Origin of the sequence: Streptococcus dysgalactiae subsp. dysgalactiae, from assembly GCF_900459225.1 — a bacterium.
Taxonomy (GTDB): Bacteria; Bacillota; Bacilli; order Lactobacillales; family Streptococcaceae; genus Streptococcus; species Streptococcus dysgalactiae.
On the sequence record NZ_UHFH01000003.1, the window covers coordinates 1,259,113 to 1,276,636 of the forward strand.

The following is a 17,524-nucleotide window of genomic DNA, read 5'->3' on the forward strand; positions in this document are numbered from 1 at the left end:
TCGAGTTCAATCGCTTATCACTCATTTCCATGAAATCTCCTCGTTCTACATCCTTTCTATATTTTTGAGAAAAGGGCACCAAGCCTAAACTTAGCAAAATCCCTTTTATTAATCAATGCTTTTCTTTTTTAAAACTGATTGATCAGATTAACAATTCAAATGGATTTTCCATCAATTTCTTGAGGTCAACCATGAATTTTGCACCGTTCATACCGTCTACCAAGCGATGGTCGATGGTTAAGCACATCGCCATAATTGGACGAGCAACAATCTCACCATCCACAACCGTTGGAGTTGGGATAGTTGCTCCAACACCAAGAATTGCTGAGTTTGGCTGGTTAATAATTGGGTTAAATGTCTTCGTACCAAACATTCCCAAGTTTGTGATAGAGAAGGTTGATCCAGACATTTCAGCTGCTTTCAACTTACCAGTTTGCGCTTTTTTAATCACATCTTTTGAAGCAAGCACGAAATCTGACAAGCTCATCTTATCTGCACCATGGATAACTGGAACAATAAGACCATCATCAAGACCTACAGCAATACCAAGGTTCACAAAGCGGTGCAATTCAATATCATTAGCGTTATTGATGAGGGAAGCATTCATGTACTCATGCTCAGGTTTCATCAAAGTTTTAACCACTGCCATACCAATCAAGTCTGTGAAGCTGACTTTAAGGCCTGTTTTAGCCATGATTGGGTCAATTAACTTCTTACGAAGGGCGATCATTTCTGTCATGTCAATATCGTAATTAAGCGTAAAGGTAGGCGCAGTAAGGTAAGAGTTTGTCATACCTTTAGAGATTGCCTTACGCATAGCTGACATTGGCTTGTGTTCCACACCCTCTGGAAGCTCAACAACTTTTGCTTCTTTAGCTGCTGGTGCTTTTGCTTCAGCTGGTTTAGCAGCTTCAAGAATAGCCATGATGTCTTCTTTCATGACCTTACCGTTAAAGCCAGTACCTGAAACAGTCGCCAAGTCGATACCTTTATCAGCAGCGATTTTACGAGCAAGTGGTGAAGCTTTCGGTTGAGCACCTTTAAAGTTCTCAACATCTTCTTTATGGACACGCCCTTTTGGTCCTGTTCCTGGAACTTGGCCAAGGTCAATACCCATTTCTGCTGCAACCTTACGTGCAGCTGGAGTAGCACGAACTTTTCCACCATTTCCTTGCGGAATAGCTGTCGCTGCTACATGAGGAGCTGGACTGGCCACATCTTCTTTTGGAGCTACTGTTGGTCCTGCATCTGCTGAAGCAGGAACTGGAATTTCTGTTGTTTTTTCACTTGAAGCAATAGTATCTACTGATTCACCTTCTGCACCAATGTAACCGATAACTTCAGTTACAGGTACAGTATCACCAGCTGGACGAACAATTTTCAATAGAACACCTGAGTCTTCTGCCTCAAGTTCCATATTGGTTTTATCTGACATGATTTCAAGAAGGACATCACCTTCATTGACGGTATCACCTTCTTGTTTTTTCCACTCGATGATCTCGCCCTCTTGCATGTCAACGCCGAGCTTTGGCATAATAATTTCAAATGCCATTTCTACATCCTTTCACGATTTTATAAGCGCCATCAACAGCTCCGTCTTGTTACCTAAAGTAAGATTGACGAAACTGTTGTGACAAGGGATAAGACGATGTAGCCTTTCTTACAATAGGTTTTATCTATCTAAGAAATGACTAAGGGATAAGGTCTGTCCTAGACCATATGTCTTATCGCCTAGTTGCCTTTGTTTGCCATTTTCACAATAGCAGCTTTGATTTTCTCAACATCTGGTAAGATCGCTTGTTCAAGTACACGTGCATAAGGTACTGGAACATCTTCACTTGCCAGACGAACGATTGGGTGATCAAGGTAATCAAAGGCTTCACTTTCAGTAATCATGGTTGCAATTTCCCCAATGAATCCACCTGTTTTGTAAGCATCATTGACAAGCATTAATTTACCTGTTTTCTTAACAGATTCAATGATCAATTCTTTATCAAGTGGGATGAGGGTACGTGGGTCAACAACTTCAACATTGATACCATCTGCTGCAACTTCTTCAGCCGCTTGAAGAACACGCTCCAACATACGACCGTAAGAAACGATTGTCAAGTCAGTACCTTCGCGTTTGATATCACCTTTACCAAGTGGGATATAGAAGTCAGGATCTTGATTAACTTCTTCTTTTTTACCATAAAGAGCCTTAGGTTCCATGAAAAGAACAATATTATTATCACGGATAGCTGATTTCAATAATCCTTTTGCTTCGTTCGCATTACCTGGAGCGACAACTTTAATTCCTGGAATATGAGTTAACCATGCTTCAAGAGATTGTGAGTGTTGCGCAGCGGAACCAATACCAGAACCTGATGCTACACGGAATGTTACAGGGGTAATAAGGCCTCCACCAAACATGTAGTTATTTTTAGCACCGTTATTCACGATAGCGTCCATCATGATGGTAAGGAAATCCATAAAGGTAACGTCAACAATTGGACGAAGTCCTGTAATCGCTGCACCAATAGCTGCACCAGAGATAGCTGCTTCTGAAATTGGTGTGTCTTTAACACGTTTAGGACCAAATTCTTCAATCATTCCAACAGAAGTACCAAAGTCTCCTCCGTATACCCCTACGTCTTCACCCATAAGGAAAATGTTTTCATCCTTGCGCATTTCCTCAGTCATAGCAAGGTTGACTGCTTCACGCAAAGCCATTAATTTTGTTTCTGACATAATTTTTATTTCTCCATTTATTATTCAAATACGATTGCTTCTTACTGACAAGGTGATATTAGTCAACCCAAACGTCTTCGAAGGCTACTGAAAGTTCTGGATCTGGACTATTTTGTGCAAATTCGTAAGCATCGTCAACCTCTTTTTTGACTTGTGCTTGAATAGCATCCAATTCGTCATCAGTGGCAATGCCTTCGCTTGTCAGATAAGTACGATATTTGATCATTGGATCTTTTTCTTTCCACTCATCAACTTCTTCTTTAGTACGGTATTTACCAGCATCTGCAGTTGAGTGACCAAACCAACGGTATGATTCTACCTCAACAATAGCTGGGCCATTTCCGCCACGAACATGCTCAACAGCTTTGCCCATTGTTTCATAGACAGCCATCAAGTCATTTCCATCTTCACAGTAGAATCCTGGAATACCGTAAGCTTCTGCACGTGTGTATAAATGCGGTGTGTTTGTCGCATTGTTAATGCTCATGGAGATTCCATAACGGTTATTAATGATAAAGAAAATAACAGGAAGTTTCCATGTTGCAGCCATATTGACAGACTCGTGGAATGATCCTTCATTAGTAGCACCATCGCCTGAGAAAGCAACAGCAATGTTGTTAGTTCCTTTATATTGTTGGGTAAGCGCTGCACCTACTGCAAGAGCGTAACCACCACCAACGATACCATTGGTACCATAGTTTCCTTTTTCAAAGTCAGCCAAGTGCATTGAGCCACCGCGTCCTTTAGAGACACCAGTTGCTTTACCTGCAAGTTCAGCCATCATTTTGTTAAGGTCCATATCTTTTGCGATTGATTGACCATGTCCACGGTGATTTGAGAAAATAATATCATCGTAAGTCAAGTGAGCCACTGCACCAACATTAGCTGCTTCTTCACCAACAGAGAAGTGAGTCATCCCTTGTACAAATCCACGACGGACGAGTTTATTAATACGTGAATCAAATTCACGAATACGTTCCATTTTAAGGAACATATCCAAATGTTGTTCTTTAGAAACTGTTACCATTTTGGCCTCCATATTATCATATTACTTTCCTATGATAAAACTTTTTTTCACAATTTGCAAATAATTAAATCGCTTTCTTCCTTATCTTGTCTGATTTTATGGAATTGTAATAGTTTGTGAAGTCACAAACAAATCTGTACTAATAAATTTCAAAATAATATATAACAGTTCAGTATTTCACTAATCTTTCCTCAAAAAATGCGTCATTTTAAAATCTCTTTTACCGCTTCAAACAAGTTTCAAAGCCATAAAAATAAGCCTAGCAAAAATGCTAAAGCTTGTTTTTATGATTCTATTTGTTCAGCGATGCTTTCCCATTCTTCCATGAGAAGCTGTTGTTCTTGATCCAATTGGTCCCACTCTTCTTGCCATGTCATTAACTGAATTGTATCATTGCAAGCATGCATGTCTTCTTGAATAGCACCAATACGCTCTTCAATGATTTCCAATCTTGCTTCAATCTCCTCATATCGTCGAGCCAAGCGACGACGCTCTTTTTGATTAGCTTTTTGTAGCTGATAATCAGTGGCAGAGGCTTCTACTGTTACTGTTTCCTCAACATCCTCTCCTGCTGCTAGGCGGGCTAATTCTTCTAGTTCTGCCTTTTTCTCAAGGTAATAATCATAGTCACCTAAGTAAAGTGTTGAACCTTTTTCAGTAATTTCTAACACTTTGGTCGCTAAACGATTAATAAAATAGCGGTCATGACTGACAAAAAGTAAAGTGCCATCAAAATCTATCAGAGCATTTTCGAGCACTTCCTTGCTATCAATATCCAAATGGTTAGTCGGCTCGTCCAAAACAAGAAAATTATTGTTTTCCATAGATAACTTTGCAAGAAGAAGACGGGCTTTTTCGCCACCTGACAGCATGGACACCGATTTTTTGACATCATCTCCAGAGAAGAGAAAGGCTCCTAATCGGTTTCTGATATCGACTTCTGGAGTGGTTGAAAAGTCCTGCCATAATTCTTCCAAAACCATATTGCTTGGCGTCAAATGCGATTGAGTTTGGTCATAATAACCTGTTTCGACATTGGCACCATACTTGAGTTGTCCTTTGAGCAAAGGCAATTGTCCAATAATCGACTTGATTAAGGTCGATTTACCAATACCATTTGGCCCTACAACGGCAATAGCATCCAACTTATTGATATCTACATTAATAGGTTCGGACAAGACTTGGTCTCCATAACCGATCGCTGCTTCCTCAACTCTTAGCACAACATTTCCTGATGGTTTTTCTGCATGAAATGTCATATGAGCAGATTTACGCCCACTTGTGGGTTTGTCCAAACGCTCTATTTTTTCCAATTGCTTGCGCCTAGCCTGAGCCCTTTTTGTGGTAGAGGCCCTGACAATGTTTTTTTGAACAAAATCTTCTAGCTTGGCAATTTCTTTTTGTTGTTTATCGAACTGTTTTTCTTCGGCTACTAGTTTTTCAGCTTTTAAGGCCATAAAACGAGAATAGTTACCACTATACCGATCTAAACCGTTAGGCGTCAAATCTAAGGTCACGGTCGCCACTTTGTCTAGAAAATAACGGTCGTGACTCACAATGATTAGAGCTCCTTGATAATTGGCCAAGTAGTTCTCTAACCAGGCAATGGTTTCAATATCTAAGTGGTTTGTTGGCTCATCAAGGACCAATAGTTCTGGCTTTTCTAACAACATCTTGGCCAAGGCTAAACGGGTATTTTGTCCGCCAGACAACTCAGCGATAGTCATCTGCCACATGCTTTCATCAAATTTAAAACCATTTAAAATGGCTTTAATCTCAGCTTCATATGTAAAGCCGCCTTGCTGACGAAAACGTTCTGCTAAAAGATCATAATCCATCATCAGCCGTGTTAAGTCCTGACCTGAAACGGTTACCATATCCATTTCCATCTGACGGAGACGCTTTTCATCTTGGCGTAATGCTTCGAAAACCTTGAGCATTTCCTCATATATCGTTTTATCTGATTCAAAATGACTATTTTGAGCCAGATAAGACAAGGTTAGGTCTTTTTTAGTATTAATTTCTCCGCTCGTTGGCGTTTCTTCACCAACCAATAATTTTAGTAAAGTGGACTTGCCAGCTCCATTAGGACCAACCAAGGCAATGCGGTCACGTTCATCAACTTGCAGTGATATGTTTTGAAAAAGAACATCTCCTGAGAAAGAGCGTTCTAACTTGTTTCCTTGTAAAATAATCATACTTTCATTCTAACAAAAAAATGCCCTTTTGAGGACATTTTCAATCTAGTTTCCAAAAGAAATCTAACTCTTTTAAGTCATCGATGATCTTCTTGAGCACTAGCAAGGAAAGTCGAATGCCTTTTATCACTTTGATGATGCATCTTTGCAGATGGCTTTTGTGTTAAGGTATCAAAAATTTGCACCACTTGCTCAGTAACTGTCGAGATTTTATTGGCCAAAACGGAATCACTGTGATTAGAATAATAAATCAGCCCTATAATAATAATCGTTACTAATAAGACAGTTTGTAAAAACCCTTTGATAAGATGCCAAAATATTTTCACTATTAGCTTAGGAAGCCACAAAATGATCGCCAGTAATTGTTTCATTCGTCACCTCATGTTGTACTAGGAAATGGTTAAGACAACCTTTCTTCTTTTTGGTAGTTTATCGGTAACCACTCTAACAGAGCTTCTAATTGCTGGTTCCAATAGTACCACTCATGTTTACCATGACCTTTATGATAGTCAATGTCAAGACCTTGAGCTCGAAAATCAGCAATAGCTTTTTCATTAGCGGCAAAAAGGAAATCCTCATAACCACACCAAGCATAGAACTTAGACTTGCGATCACTCTCGCTTACCATCGTTTTAAGGTAATGCCTTTTAAGATTAGAGTCGTCAAAGGCTCCAAAAACACCTTGCCAATAGGCTGGTTCTCCTAGTTGTCCCTCAAGTAAGATCTCCGGAGAAAAATCCAAAGCTCCTGAAAACGAGGCCGCATAAGAAAAGCGATTGCTTTTGAGTGCCCACTTAAAGGCTCCATAACCTCCCATTGACAGACCAGCAACGAACGTTTTTTCACGTTTCTGGGTCATATTAGGAAAGAAAGATGCTAAGACCTGTGGTAACTCTTGTGACAACGCCTGATAATAGTTAAGCCCATAAGCCGTGTCTGTATACCAACCTAGGTCTGTCGAAGGCATAACGACTATCAAATTGGTATGCCGCAACAAGCGTTCAATATCCGTTCGCTTTTGCCAAGAGTTTTCATTGCCTCCCATCCCATGTAGTAGGTATAAAACTGGAATATCTTTGTCCCCTTGTTCTTCTTTAGAGATTTCCGATTGATCAGGATAAATAACCTGAACCCTACGCTCCATCTCTAAAACCGTTGAATGGTATTCAATCGAAATACTTGCCATAACAGATGCTCCTTTACTTGATTTTCATGTTTTATAAACAAGCTTAAACCAAAGAAGGTTGGCAATCAAGGCCTAACCTTCTTTTACATTAGCGAACTTCCATGACCACAGGTAGAATAGCTGGGCGTCGTTTGGTTTGTTCAAATAAGAATTTAGACAAATCATCTCTGACATTCCCTTTTAATTCTCCCCAATCAAAGGTATCTTTTTGGAGATAGGCTTCAACCGTTTTATTGACCAATTCAGCACTTTCTCTTAAAATATCACGGCTTTTCTTAACATAGACAAATCCGCGAGTGTTCACCTTGGCTTTTGAAATAATGCGTTTTTCTTTTTTGGAAACTGTAATAGCAACAATAAAGATACCATCTTCTGACAAGACTTTACGGTCTCTTAATACAATATTACCAACGTCACCGATAGCATTCCCATCAATCATGACATCGCTGGCAGGCACACTTCCTTCATGGAGGAAGCCTTCCTCATTAAGAACCATGATATCGCCGCGTTTCATAATATGAATATTTTCAGGGAAAATGCCGACCTCTTCAGCTAACTTAGCATGAGCAGCTAGGTCACGGTACTCTCCCTGAACGGGGAAGAGATACTGAGGCTTCGTTAAATTAATCAACAGTTGCAAATCACGTCCATTCGCATGGCCTGAGACACGTAAGTTTTGGGTAATTAATTTGACAGAACCACCAGCCTTGTAAATCAAGTTTTCAACACGCGCCACCATAGCTTCTTTTGCAGTACTTGGGGTTGTCACGATGTAAACAAGATCGCCTTCTTTAATCTGAACATAACGATGACGTCCCGCTGCCATTTTTTGCAAACTGTTGATAGGCTCACCCATGCGACCAGCCTCAAGAATAATAAGTTCGTGGTCTTCGAACTTAAACATGTCTTTTGGCTTGATCAGCAAACGCTCGTCTGTAATCATCAATTTTTTCAATCGTAGAGCTGTTCGTACAATATTTTCAACGTCTGTTCCCGTTAAGACCACACGACGTCCATAGGCAACAGCTGAATCAAAGACCTGCTGGATACGGACAAGGTTAGACGCCACTGCCGCCACAATAACACGGCCATCAGCATCTGCAATAACACTATCCATTTCTTCCCCAACTTCAGATTCACTAGCAATCTGATCGTTGCTAGTGGCATTTGCAGAATCAGACAAAAGCGCTAAGACGCCTTCTTTCCCAATCTCAGCTAGACGTAGTAAATCCGTCTGGTAACCTTCACGGGCCGCCTGGTCAAACTTGAAGTCACCGGTATAAACAATGTTTCCTTTATCTGTGCCAATCACTACCCCCATGCTTTCCGGAATAGAGTGTGTTGTTTTAAAGAAGGACACCAAGCCATCTTTAAATTCGATTTCTGTTTCACTATCCACCACATGGAAATTGTTAAATTTCTTAGTGTTATTATTGCCTTTGACAAATAATTTTGCCAACTCAATGGTCAATTCAGATCCAAAGACAGGAGCCGATACTTCTGACAATAAATAAGGTAAGGCACCAATGGCATCTGCATGCCCATGGCTCAAGAAAATCCCTTGGACCTTGTCTTTGTTTTCAATCACATAGTCTAAATTGGGGATAACTAAATCAACCCCAAGTTGTTCATTTTCTGGGTATTTAAGCCCAGCATCCAAAATAAACATGGAATCGTTAATTTCTACCAAATAGAAGTTCTTTCCGTATTCACGGACCCCTCCTAAGGCAATCAATTTGATATCAGTCATGATACTCCTCTAATATTTAATATTTTTTATTACAAACGGTCCTTACGAAGTAAGTCGAATTACTGTTATGTAGCTAAGCTACTATCCTTTATAGTATATCATATTTTAGGCAGTTTTTCGCTAAATAGTCTTGGTACTTTCAGATTATTTTCATGACAAGCATCCAAAAAACCATTGGATGAAGGTTCTCCAATGGTCACGTTTGAACAGATTAATCAAAAAGCTGGTAATAATCGGCAATGGTTAGTTGGGCCTTATCAGCTTGATTGAGATCTTTGATGATTTTCCCATTTTTCATCACAATGAGGCGGTTGCCATAAGTTAAGGCATCTTCCAGATGATGGGTAATCATCAGAGCTGTTAAATGATCCCTTGTCACAAATTCATCGGTTAAGCGCATCAAGGACTGACTTGTTTTAGGATCTAGAGCAGCGGTATGCTCATCTAGCAACAATAATTCTGGTTTTTTCAGGGTTGCCATTAATAAACTTAAAGCCTGCCTTTGACCTCCTGATAGGAGACCGGTTGGTGTTTCCAAATGCTTTTCTAAGCCGTTCCCTGTTCGTTTAACCAAGTCTTCAAAACTAGCTAAGTGCTCTGTTATTTTCCGAGAAACTAAAGAGCGTTTTTCACCTCTTTGTTGAGCAATTAAGAGATTTTCAGACACAGTCATTCGAGGAGCTGTTCCCATTTTAGGGTCTTGGAAAACACGTGATAAATAAAGAGCTCTTTTTTCAGCGGGCCAGGTCGTCACATCTTGCCCTAGAATCTTGATTTGCCCCCTCGTTAACATGAGAGTCCCCGCGATGACATTAAAGAGAGTGGACTTGCCAGCCCCATTCCCACCTAAGATCGTTAAAAAATCGTGTTCATAAATCGTCAATGAGACATCGTCTAAAATAGTTTTAATATCATCAAAACCGTTATTCACTTCCACTGTCGCATGGATTAATTCAATAATTGCTGTCATCGTGATAACCTCATCCCTTTAAAAAAGCGCTGCTTCAACACTGGAACCATCAGACATAGCGCTAAGACGAGAGCACTAAACAGTTTTAGATAATTAGTGTTAAAACCTAAAGCAATAACCGTTGAAATCAAAAATTGATAAAGAATTGATCCTACGACAATAGCAATCAAGCGTTCCAATAGTGTTAAACTTGTGGAATAAAGGACTTCTCCAACAATAATACTTGCTAAACCAATAACAATAACCCCAATCCCTTTTGACACGTCCGCATAGCCATCTTGTTGACTAACCAAGGCACCTGATAAAGCAATCAAAGCATTAGACACCACTAATCCCATCACTTCCATACGGTCGGTCTTAATTCCAAAACTCTTAGCCATGTCCCTATTGTCACCCGTGGCAATATAGGCTTGTCCAAGATTAGTATATAGAAAATAAATCAAGAGGCTAATCACCATAACAACTGCAATTAGGCCTGTGAGTAGGCTATTAACGTCTGCTGAAAAAGGCAAGTAGTCTTGGATACGTCTGCTCTCATGTAAGCCCAAATTAGCCTTCCCCATCACCATTAGCATAATAGAATTACAAGAGGTCATGACTAAGATTCCAGCTAAAATCGTTGGGATTTTTCCTTTAGTGTATAAGAGACCTGTCAATAAACCTGCCAGAGCTCCCGCAATCATCCCAAGGACAGTTGCTACCAAAGGATTCCAACCTAAACTTATTGCGGTAATGGTAACAGCACCTCCTAAGGGAAAGGAACCTTCAGTGGTCATGTCTGGAAAATTTAAAATTCTAAACGTTAGGTAAATACCTAATCCCAAAATCCCCCAAAAGAGACCTTGTGAAACTGATGAAATAATCATAGGATTCCTTTCTTCATTTATTCTATAACGGTGACTGTCTTCAACAGTCTTGGTGGTATAATTATGCCTAGTTCTTCTGCTACTTTCCGATTAATCAATGGTTTTCCATCATCAACGACTTTAACAGGGATATCAGACACTGCTTTTCCTTTCAGGAGCTGAAGTACTTGATTAGCTGTCTCAACCCCTAATTGATATTGACTTTGAGAAATAGAGGCTAAGCTTCCTTCTTCTACCATCGTGTCCACACTAGAGTAGACTGGAACCTTTGCGGCTTTACTGGCAGAAACGACAGATGAAAAGGCACTGGCAATCGTATTATCTTGCGGAATAAATATAGCATCTACCTTACGCAACATGACAGACATGGTCGCCGGTACCTCATTGGTGGAAGGCACCGCGTAAGGAACGATTTGGTAACCTTTTTTCTGAGCTAGCTGGCGGAAGGCTTTCACTTGAGACAAAGAATTGTCCTCATTGCTAGCATACAAAACTCCAATTCGCTTCACTTCGGGTGATAGCTCATTAATCAGATCAACAGTTTGCTTGACGGGAACCTTATTGGAAAGACCCGTAACATTGCTTTCAGGTTTTTCCAAATCTTTGACCAACTTGGCACCGACAGGATCTGAGATAGCTGACATGACAACTGGAATATCCTTAGTTACAGCGGATAATCCTTGAGCAGCTGGCGTGGCAATCCCAATCACCAAATCATTTCCTGATTGCGTTAATTGGCGACTCATGGTTTGAATTTTACTTTGATCCCCTTCGGCATTCATGAGTGTAATGATCACTTTTTTCCCTTTTGGGATATGCTTGCTCAGTTGATCCTCAATGCCTTGCTCAATATCGTCTAGGGCTTCGTGGGTAACCAGTTGTAAGATACCAATTTTAATATTTTGTTGGTTAGCTAAATCACGGTTTGCCTGTGATACTCCTTTTGATAATAGAGAGCCTATCACCATGACTGTCAGCAAGATTAGCGTCGCTATTAAACTCTTGTTTTTCATCTTGTTCCTCACATTTCATCTTCATATCGTTAACAGATTGATGAGAATACTTTTTAAAAGAAAAAGCACTTAGTAATGACTACTAGGCGCTCTTGTGAAATCCAATCTTAGCCTTAGCGCACAGATATCTTTTTAGAAGTACTCTAAAAGTCGTATCTATGCCAATCCATAAACACAACTTATCTATGCCAGCTTTGCCAATTAGTTAGATGTTGTGTTTGGGCCATTGCAGGACTTCCTTTCTTGTTTTTTTAACATTATAACCTAAATTGAGGAAATTGCAAGCACTTTCGTCCATATTGTATGTGTCTCAATTTTTGTGAAAATTAAATTTATCCCTTATCACTCAAGAAAACAAGCCTACTTTTTATGAAAAAAGACTGAAACAAGCCATTTTCCCCTTGCTTCAGTCTTGACGTTATCGTGTATGTTATAGTACAATAAGGTTCGACTGATTAAGTCAAGGGACAACTTGCTTAATCGGTGGTGTAGGAGTTCGTCGCTCCTACACCTTTTTTGTTTTTGACATTGTTATTATAGCATTCTTATAGACTAAATGCAAGTGAATACACGACAAAAAAGCCCTAAAAATCAACTTTTTAGCGGTTTTTCCTGGTTCGCATCTTCTCGTATCTAATGCTTAATAATGACTGCCCCATGGGGATAATGATCAACTAAATGGCCTACTCCTAAACGTGTTCCTTTATATTCTTCGTACCGTTTGCGCCAATCACCAAAGAATAAATTTTCTAATTGATCGATTCTCTCCAAGAGGATTAACTTAGCCATCGCATAAGCCCCCTTAAGACTCCAATACATTCCTCGATGTTTCATACGATACGTGACTTTCCGATGTTGCGACTCCATAACACCAATTCCTCTTGACGCTAAACCTCTTAACTTAGCCGGCTTAGTATCCTTAAAGTTCCTAAAGAGTTTTTGTTTAAAGGCAATCAAACGCTCATACTCTTCTTCACTCGTAACCAGTGATTCTGTTGTATCAAAAACAGTTCGTAATAATGATTTTCGATGTGTTTCGATAGCCTTAAACGCTAAATCTCTTAATAGTTTAGGATAGGGTTTAAAAAACTGTTTTAGACTATCATTTAGGTGATAACTATCCCAAAAATGTTCATGATGTTTAATTCCCAGTGCTTTCTTAATTTCCTGAAAGGCACGTCTCGTGTAACCTTTACCGTTATCTGAATTTGTCACAAGCAACGTTTGATCTGTTAGTTCAAAATGATTATAGAGATAATCAAGCAGCTCTGACATTGCTTTATCGTAATTGGTATGAATAATCTCGTGCTTGTTTTGCAGGATGTAGCGGTTTTTGCCAACCTTTTTAGAGCCTGTATGGATAAGGAAATGGGCCAGGTCCGTATTATGTCGTTCATCTTTTCCTGAAGTTGTTTTTACCATCACACCATCCCCTTCAATACAGAATTGTTGTACCTTTAATTTATGTGGTGATTCTTTTTCAACAAAGAAGCGATAACGCTCTCGTTCAAAAAAGAGATTCTCGGCCATTTTAACAGCTTTTAAAACCGTATCTTTAGTAATACTCAAGCGGTAAGTATCACGAACCGAACGACAAACTTCTCTGTAAGACATCTTAGAGGCTAGCTTAGCTAATTGAAATAGCAACTCTGGAGAATAGCGCAGATACTTCTTTAAACCTAGCCATTCATCTACGGGATAACGTGTCTTTTTCCCTTTACACCATCTATTTCTTGAGAAAGTCATTTCTCCAAAAGTAAAAAGGACTGTTCGTTCTGGGGCGTCAATTCTTCGATATCCATTCATACGCATCGTTGATGCGACTTGCTTATCATAAGCTGCCACTTGCTTTAGAAAGGCTAGTTCACTTTGTCTATTACGCTCTACTAAAAAAGTTTTTTCATCAAATCTCATAAGTCTATTTTAACTTAAATCAAACATTTTGACATCTTACATAAAAAAAGCGATTACATCTATACTGTTTTTTAAAATTGTTATATAATAAAATTATGAATCTGTTATGTATGTGCTGTTATTTTAAATTTTTCTATAATAAAATTAGTAACCAATCACCTAATTAGTAAGAAGGGGGGTCTAAGCGTTAATAAGGTGAGCTATTATAAAAAGGAGAAACTCCATGAAGGCAAAATCTCTTATCGTATCAATTACATCACTTTTCCTATTAGGAGCCTGCGCCACTGTCTCTGCGGCTGAATATCAGTCAACCACTCCAGATTTATTATCTCCAGTTATCAATGATAATCAAATTGTAGAAGCTTTACCAGAGGGCGGATTTATTTACAATCTCAATGGAAGCTCGACATTTGATCCTACTATTGTTACAAATAATCAAGGGAAGCTAATGTCTTATAAGCAGTACAAAGATACAGAAATTCCTAATAAAGGCATGGTTGACTATATAAACCCTCCAATTTTAGTCAGGTCTGCCTCTCCTTATAGAGCTACCAATAATCCTAAGATTCTTCCTTTAGGACAAAGCTATCGTTCTCAAGCTTTCTCAGGGTCAGGTTGGCGTTTTTCAGAACTTAAATTTGAGGCTGCACCGGGAACTGGAACTTGGTTATTTTGGGAATCTGTTGGAGACAGCGGATTAGTTGGAAATGAATATGAAGCTTACCGTACTTATGAATCTAAAAAACCTGTTTCTAGAGCAGTCATTGAAAACGGTCAAGGAAAGTATGTTAACGGCGAAGGTTCTTGGCTATTCTTCTATACTCATAATCCAGTTAATGGTTCTTGGTATAGAGTCACTAATAAATAAGGATATATAATTATGAAAAATAAGATTTCTTTAGGCTTAGGAGTAGGATTACTATTGTGTCCTCTGGTTATTTCTCAACAGACTTTCGCCTCAACTGAACAACAAGTAACACAAGAAACCACAGCAGTAGAAAAAAATCTCCCAAAAGAAGGGACACTTACAAGAAGCTTTGAAATCCCCCTAACTAAAAAAATGACGGTCAAGGATGTCTATAAAGTGGACCTTAATAATCGATCCGTAAAAAATTTAAAGAAAAAAGCTAAAAAAGACCCTTACTTGATTAATTCTTTTCTTGCTCATCCAGATACAGTATGGGTCATTTGTCATGGTGGTGGAATAGACTTCAGCTATGATATGCGTACTAAATTCGGCATTGAAAAAGTTAATTTGGCAGATGGAAAAGTCATTGACAGGGATGATGAACCAATCACAGTTGGTGCAGTCAAAAAATTATTAATGGATCTTGATAATCAAATTATTGATTATTCTAAAGTTGTTCCATCAGATAACACATTGGTTTATTAACCGTTATTCCTTTTATTGAATAGATATATTGAATAGAGACCGTCAAATTGTGATTAATCATAGATTTTGACGGTTTTTCCTTTGCTTTTAAAACAAGTTAATGACTATCTCCTTCAATAAGGATATCATTCTAATTAATAGCGATTGTATTATTACACAAATTCTTAATAGATTCTTTGATTTGGTCAATTTGGTATTAAAAATGTTTTTTCGCATCGCTCTCATAGGGAGTGATGTCAGATAATACCAAAGTTTCAATGTGCATAGTGACTCCTTTTATCGTTGACGAGTTTTTGATTGGTGATACTTATGGTCATAGCGTTCCTCCATTTCGTTCGCAAAATCGTAGTCCGTCACAATACGATTACGACGTTCCAACAGAGTTTCACGTTCAATTTGTAGTTCTTTAATCTCTTTACGTATCAGATGACGCTCAGTTGCACTGCTAACTTTAGCTTTTTCTAAAATAGCCATAGTGACTACAGACGGGATTAATTCATCCTGATAATCGGACAAGGCACCTAGTACTTTATTTAGATAGGCGATCTTATCATCCAACGCTGTCAAGGTTTTATCCGTTGCTTCTAGTTGCTCTAAAAAGCGTTCTTGCATTTCCTGAAACTGTTTGGAATTAGTAACCTTGTTAATGGCTAAGAAATTAAATTCTTCAACTAATTGATCTAATTTGGAAATTTGGCTATTTTTAGTTAGAATGACTTCTCCATTTTGACTAGCTAATTGTTTGATTAGAGTTGTTCCTTTGATAAAACGGTTTTGTTCCGAGTGATCCGCATTCAAAAAGTAAAAGAAATCATTTTTCTTTAGATAAGCCGTAAAGGTTCCATCTTCATTTTGGTCTAGCATACGAGCTGAAATAGAAACTGTTCCTTGTCGGTCTAAGCCAAAAGTGATTGGGACATGAATAGATTTTGTCGTTAAGCGGGAAATTTGCCAGGGCTCAATAATAACTTTCATTTCAAAGTCTTCTGCTTTCTTAGCCTGTTCTTCATTGTACTTTTCTTTGATATTATCCAAGTTATAAACTACTTCATTAAATGACAATCTCTCTTCAACTTTTTCAAGACTGTACTTGCCTTTTTTAGACAGCGTTCTATCTCTGACTGGCCGCTGTTGAGGCTGATCAGCTAATCGATAAGTGACGTACTTACCATTGGTATCTATTTGTAAGTTCAAAGCTTTAGCTTTTTGTAAGAGGTCTTGCTTATCAAGTGAATGTCTTATCAGAAAATCTAAGCGTTCCTTTATCTCAAAACGGAAATTATGTTGACGCCGCCAAGCAGAATAATCAGTATAAGAATTTCTTAGTTTGGGTTCTAAAATTTTAGCCCCGTACAATTCCGCATATTTATCTGAAATATGTTCTAAACTTTTCTTCGTACCTTTTTGCCAACGAAATTTTTTTAGGGTTACTTCATTGGTTGTATTAAAAATAATATGATTGTGTAAAAAACCTTTATCGACGTGTGTCGCTACAACAAATTGGTAATCTCCTCCTGTAAATTCTAAGGCTGTTTTTCGACCAATTTCATTCACTTCTTCAGGTGTCAAATTGTCATCTGGTGAAAAGGATTGAACGATATGATGCGCCAAGACACGATTATCATTTTTCAAATCTGACAAGGTGTCATTATCATAGAGGTCATCAACTGACTGTTTCAATAAAATGAAATCATCATAAATGGCATCACGGTCGCTTGAGTCAATGAGGTGATGGCCTGAAATCAATTTCTTGTGAACCTCACCATCTACCGTTAGCGTATAATCAAAAGCATCATCTTCATCATGTTGCTCAACTTTCATAAGAGTCGCATCATCACGTGTGATATAATCAATGGCTCGTTTTAAGTTTTTAGTTTGTTTGATTTGAAAGACTTTGGTCACTACCATGTTGTTTGGCAACCTCCTTTGTTTTAAATTCTTGGACAATCATCTGTTGGAGTTCTTTGACTTCTTCTTGTAAAGCTTTAAATAGCTCCTGGTCAATTTCCTCAAAAGTGTTCACGTAACGAACCAGCTGGTTGATATTTTGACCAATGCGATTGACTTCAATCCGTAGTTGACGCAATTCAGAATAGTCATACCTTTCAATTTTACCCTCAAGTAACATCTTTAAAGCGTAAGCTTGAAAGGTTTTCTTTCCTGATAACGTAATCCGATGACGTAACTTATCAGCTTCACTATAGTTCGTTGAAAACTTGAAAACAATAGGCCTAGTTCTCTTCTTTTGTTCCATCTTCCTTCTTCCTTTCCTCATTTCTACTTATTCGTCCTTACTAGGGACTTGACAGTTTTCTCAGAGCCCAGTAGGCTTATTCTCTGGCAAGCGTAGCACGTGTGGCCACACATGCGTAAATAAAAAGGGCGACAAGCCTATTTGCGGGTATCCCACAATTAGACTTTTGCCTTTTTCAGTTTTGGGGAAATCCCCAATCCCCTTTTTTGCACGACGTGTACTT

Annotated in this window: 15 protein-coding genes; 2 read left to right on the forward strand and 13 right to left on the reverse strand. The window is 38.7% G+C overall.

Going from position 1 to position 17,524, the window contains the following annotated elements:
* Window positions 1–142: 142 nt before the first annotated feature.
* From DYD17_RS06625 to DYD17_RS06675, 11 genes are all read right to left on the reverse strand, one after another.
* Entirely contained in the window at window positions 143–1,552 is a 1,410-nt protein-coding gene (locus DYD17_RS06625) for a dihydrolipoamide acetyltransferase (RefSeq protein WP_115252934.1), read from the reverse strand.
* A gap of 179 nt (window positions 1,553–1,731) precedes the next feature.
* Window positions 1,732–2,730, reverse strand: coding sequence for an alpha-ketoacid dehydrogenase subunit beta (locus DYD17_RS06630; protein ID WP_003051182.1), 999 nt, complete (start codon window positions 2,728–2,730; stop codon window positions 1,732–1,734).
* A gap of 58 nt (window positions 2,731–2,788) precedes the next feature.
* Window positions 2,789–3,757, reverse strand: coding sequence for a thiamine pyrophosphate-dependent dehydrogenase E1 component subunit alpha (locus DYD17_RS06635; protein WP_037584959.1), 969 nt, complete (start codon window positions 3,755–3,757; stop codon window positions 2,789–2,791).
* Window positions 3,758–4,041: 284 nt separating this feature from the next.
* A complete protein-coding gene (locus DYD17_RS06640) occupies window positions 4,042–5,955 on the reverse strand; it encodes an ABC-F family ATP-binding cassette domain-containing protein (RefSeq protein WP_003051187.1) in 1,914 nt (637 codons plus the stop codon).
* A gap of 77 nt (window positions 5,956–6,032) precedes the next feature.
* Entirely contained in the window at window positions 6,033–6,326 is a 294-nt protein-coding gene (locus DYD17_RS06645) for a hypothetical protein (protein WP_003051189.1), read from the reverse strand.
* 29 nt (window positions 6,327–6,355) lie between these two features.
* Window positions 6,356–7,141, reverse strand: coding sequence for an alpha/beta hydrolase (locus DYD17_RS06650; protein ID WP_003051192.1), 786 nt, complete (start codon window positions 7,139–7,141; stop codon window positions 6,356–6,358).
* An 88-nt stretch (window positions 7,142–7,229) separates the two neighbouring features.
* A complete protein-coding gene (locus DYD17_RS06655; RefSeq protein ID WP_003051195.1) occupies window positions 7,230–8,891 on the reverse strand; it encodes a ribonuclease J in 1,662 nt (553 codons plus the stop codon).
* 211 nt (window positions 8,892–9,102) lie between these two features.
* Window positions 9,103–9,861, reverse strand: coding sequence for an ABC transporter ATP-binding protein (locus tag DYD17_RS06660; protein ID WP_003051198.1), 759 nt, complete (start codon window positions 9,859–9,861; stop codon window positions 9,103–9,105).
* The gene (locus DYD17_RS06665; protein ID WP_115252936.1) at window positions 9,858–10,727 is read right to left on the reverse strand and encodes an ABC transporter permease; all 870 of its coding nucleotides are present in this window, start codon (window positions 10,725–10,727) and stop codon (window positions 9,858–9,860) included. The genes DYD17_RS06660 and DYD17_RS06665 overlap by 4 nt, the downstream gene beginning before the upstream one ends.
* Before the next feature lie 17 nt (window positions 10,728–10,744).
* Window positions 10,745–11,740 carry a tryptophan ABC transporter substrate-binding protein gene (trpX, locus tag DYD17_RS06670; protein ID WP_003051205.1) on the reverse strand — a complete coding sequence of 332 codons (996 nt, stop codon included), beginning with the start codon at window positions 11,738–11,740 and terminating at the stop codon, window positions 10,745–10,747.
* 633 nt (window positions 11,741–12,373) lie between these two features.
* The gene (locus DYD17_RS06675; RefSeq protein ID WP_115276410.1) at window positions 12,374–13,654 is read right to left on the reverse strand and encodes an ISLre2 family transposase; all 1,281 of its coding nucleotides are present in this window, start codon (window positions 13,652–13,654) and stop codon (window positions 12,374–12,376) included.
* A gap of 223 nt (window positions 13,655–13,877) precedes the next feature.
* On the opposite strand from DYD17_RS06675, the gene DYD17_RS06680 reads away from it, so the two are divergent.
* A complete protein-coding gene (locus tag DYD17_RS06680) occupies window positions 13,878–14,522 on the forward strand; it encodes a hypothetical protein (RefSeq protein WP_226316582.1) in 645 nt (214 codons plus the stop codon).
* Window positions 14,523–14,534: 12 nt separating this feature from the next.
* Window positions 14,535–15,047: a hypothetical protein gene (locus tag DYD17_RS06685; protein ID WP_115276411.1), complete on the forward strand. Its 513-nt coding sequence runs from the start codon at window positions 14,535–14,537 to the stop codon at window positions 15,045–15,047.
* Between the two features lie 276 nt (window positions 15,048–15,323).
* Here DYD17_RS06685 and DYD17_RS06690 read toward each other — a convergent pair whose 3' ends face one another.
* Entirely contained in the window at window positions 15,324–16,955 is a 1,632-nt protein-coding gene (locus DYD17_RS06690) for a helical hairpin domain-containing protein (RefSeq protein WP_115276412.1), read from the reverse strand.
* Entirely contained in the window at window positions 16,918–17,301 is a 384-nt protein-coding gene (locus DYD17_RS06695; protein ID WP_115276413.1) for a plasmid mobilization protein, read from the reverse strand. The genes DYD17_RS06690 and DYD17_RS06695 overlap by 38 nt, the downstream gene beginning before the upstream one ends.
* Window positions 17,302–17,524: the final 223 nt, after the last annotated feature.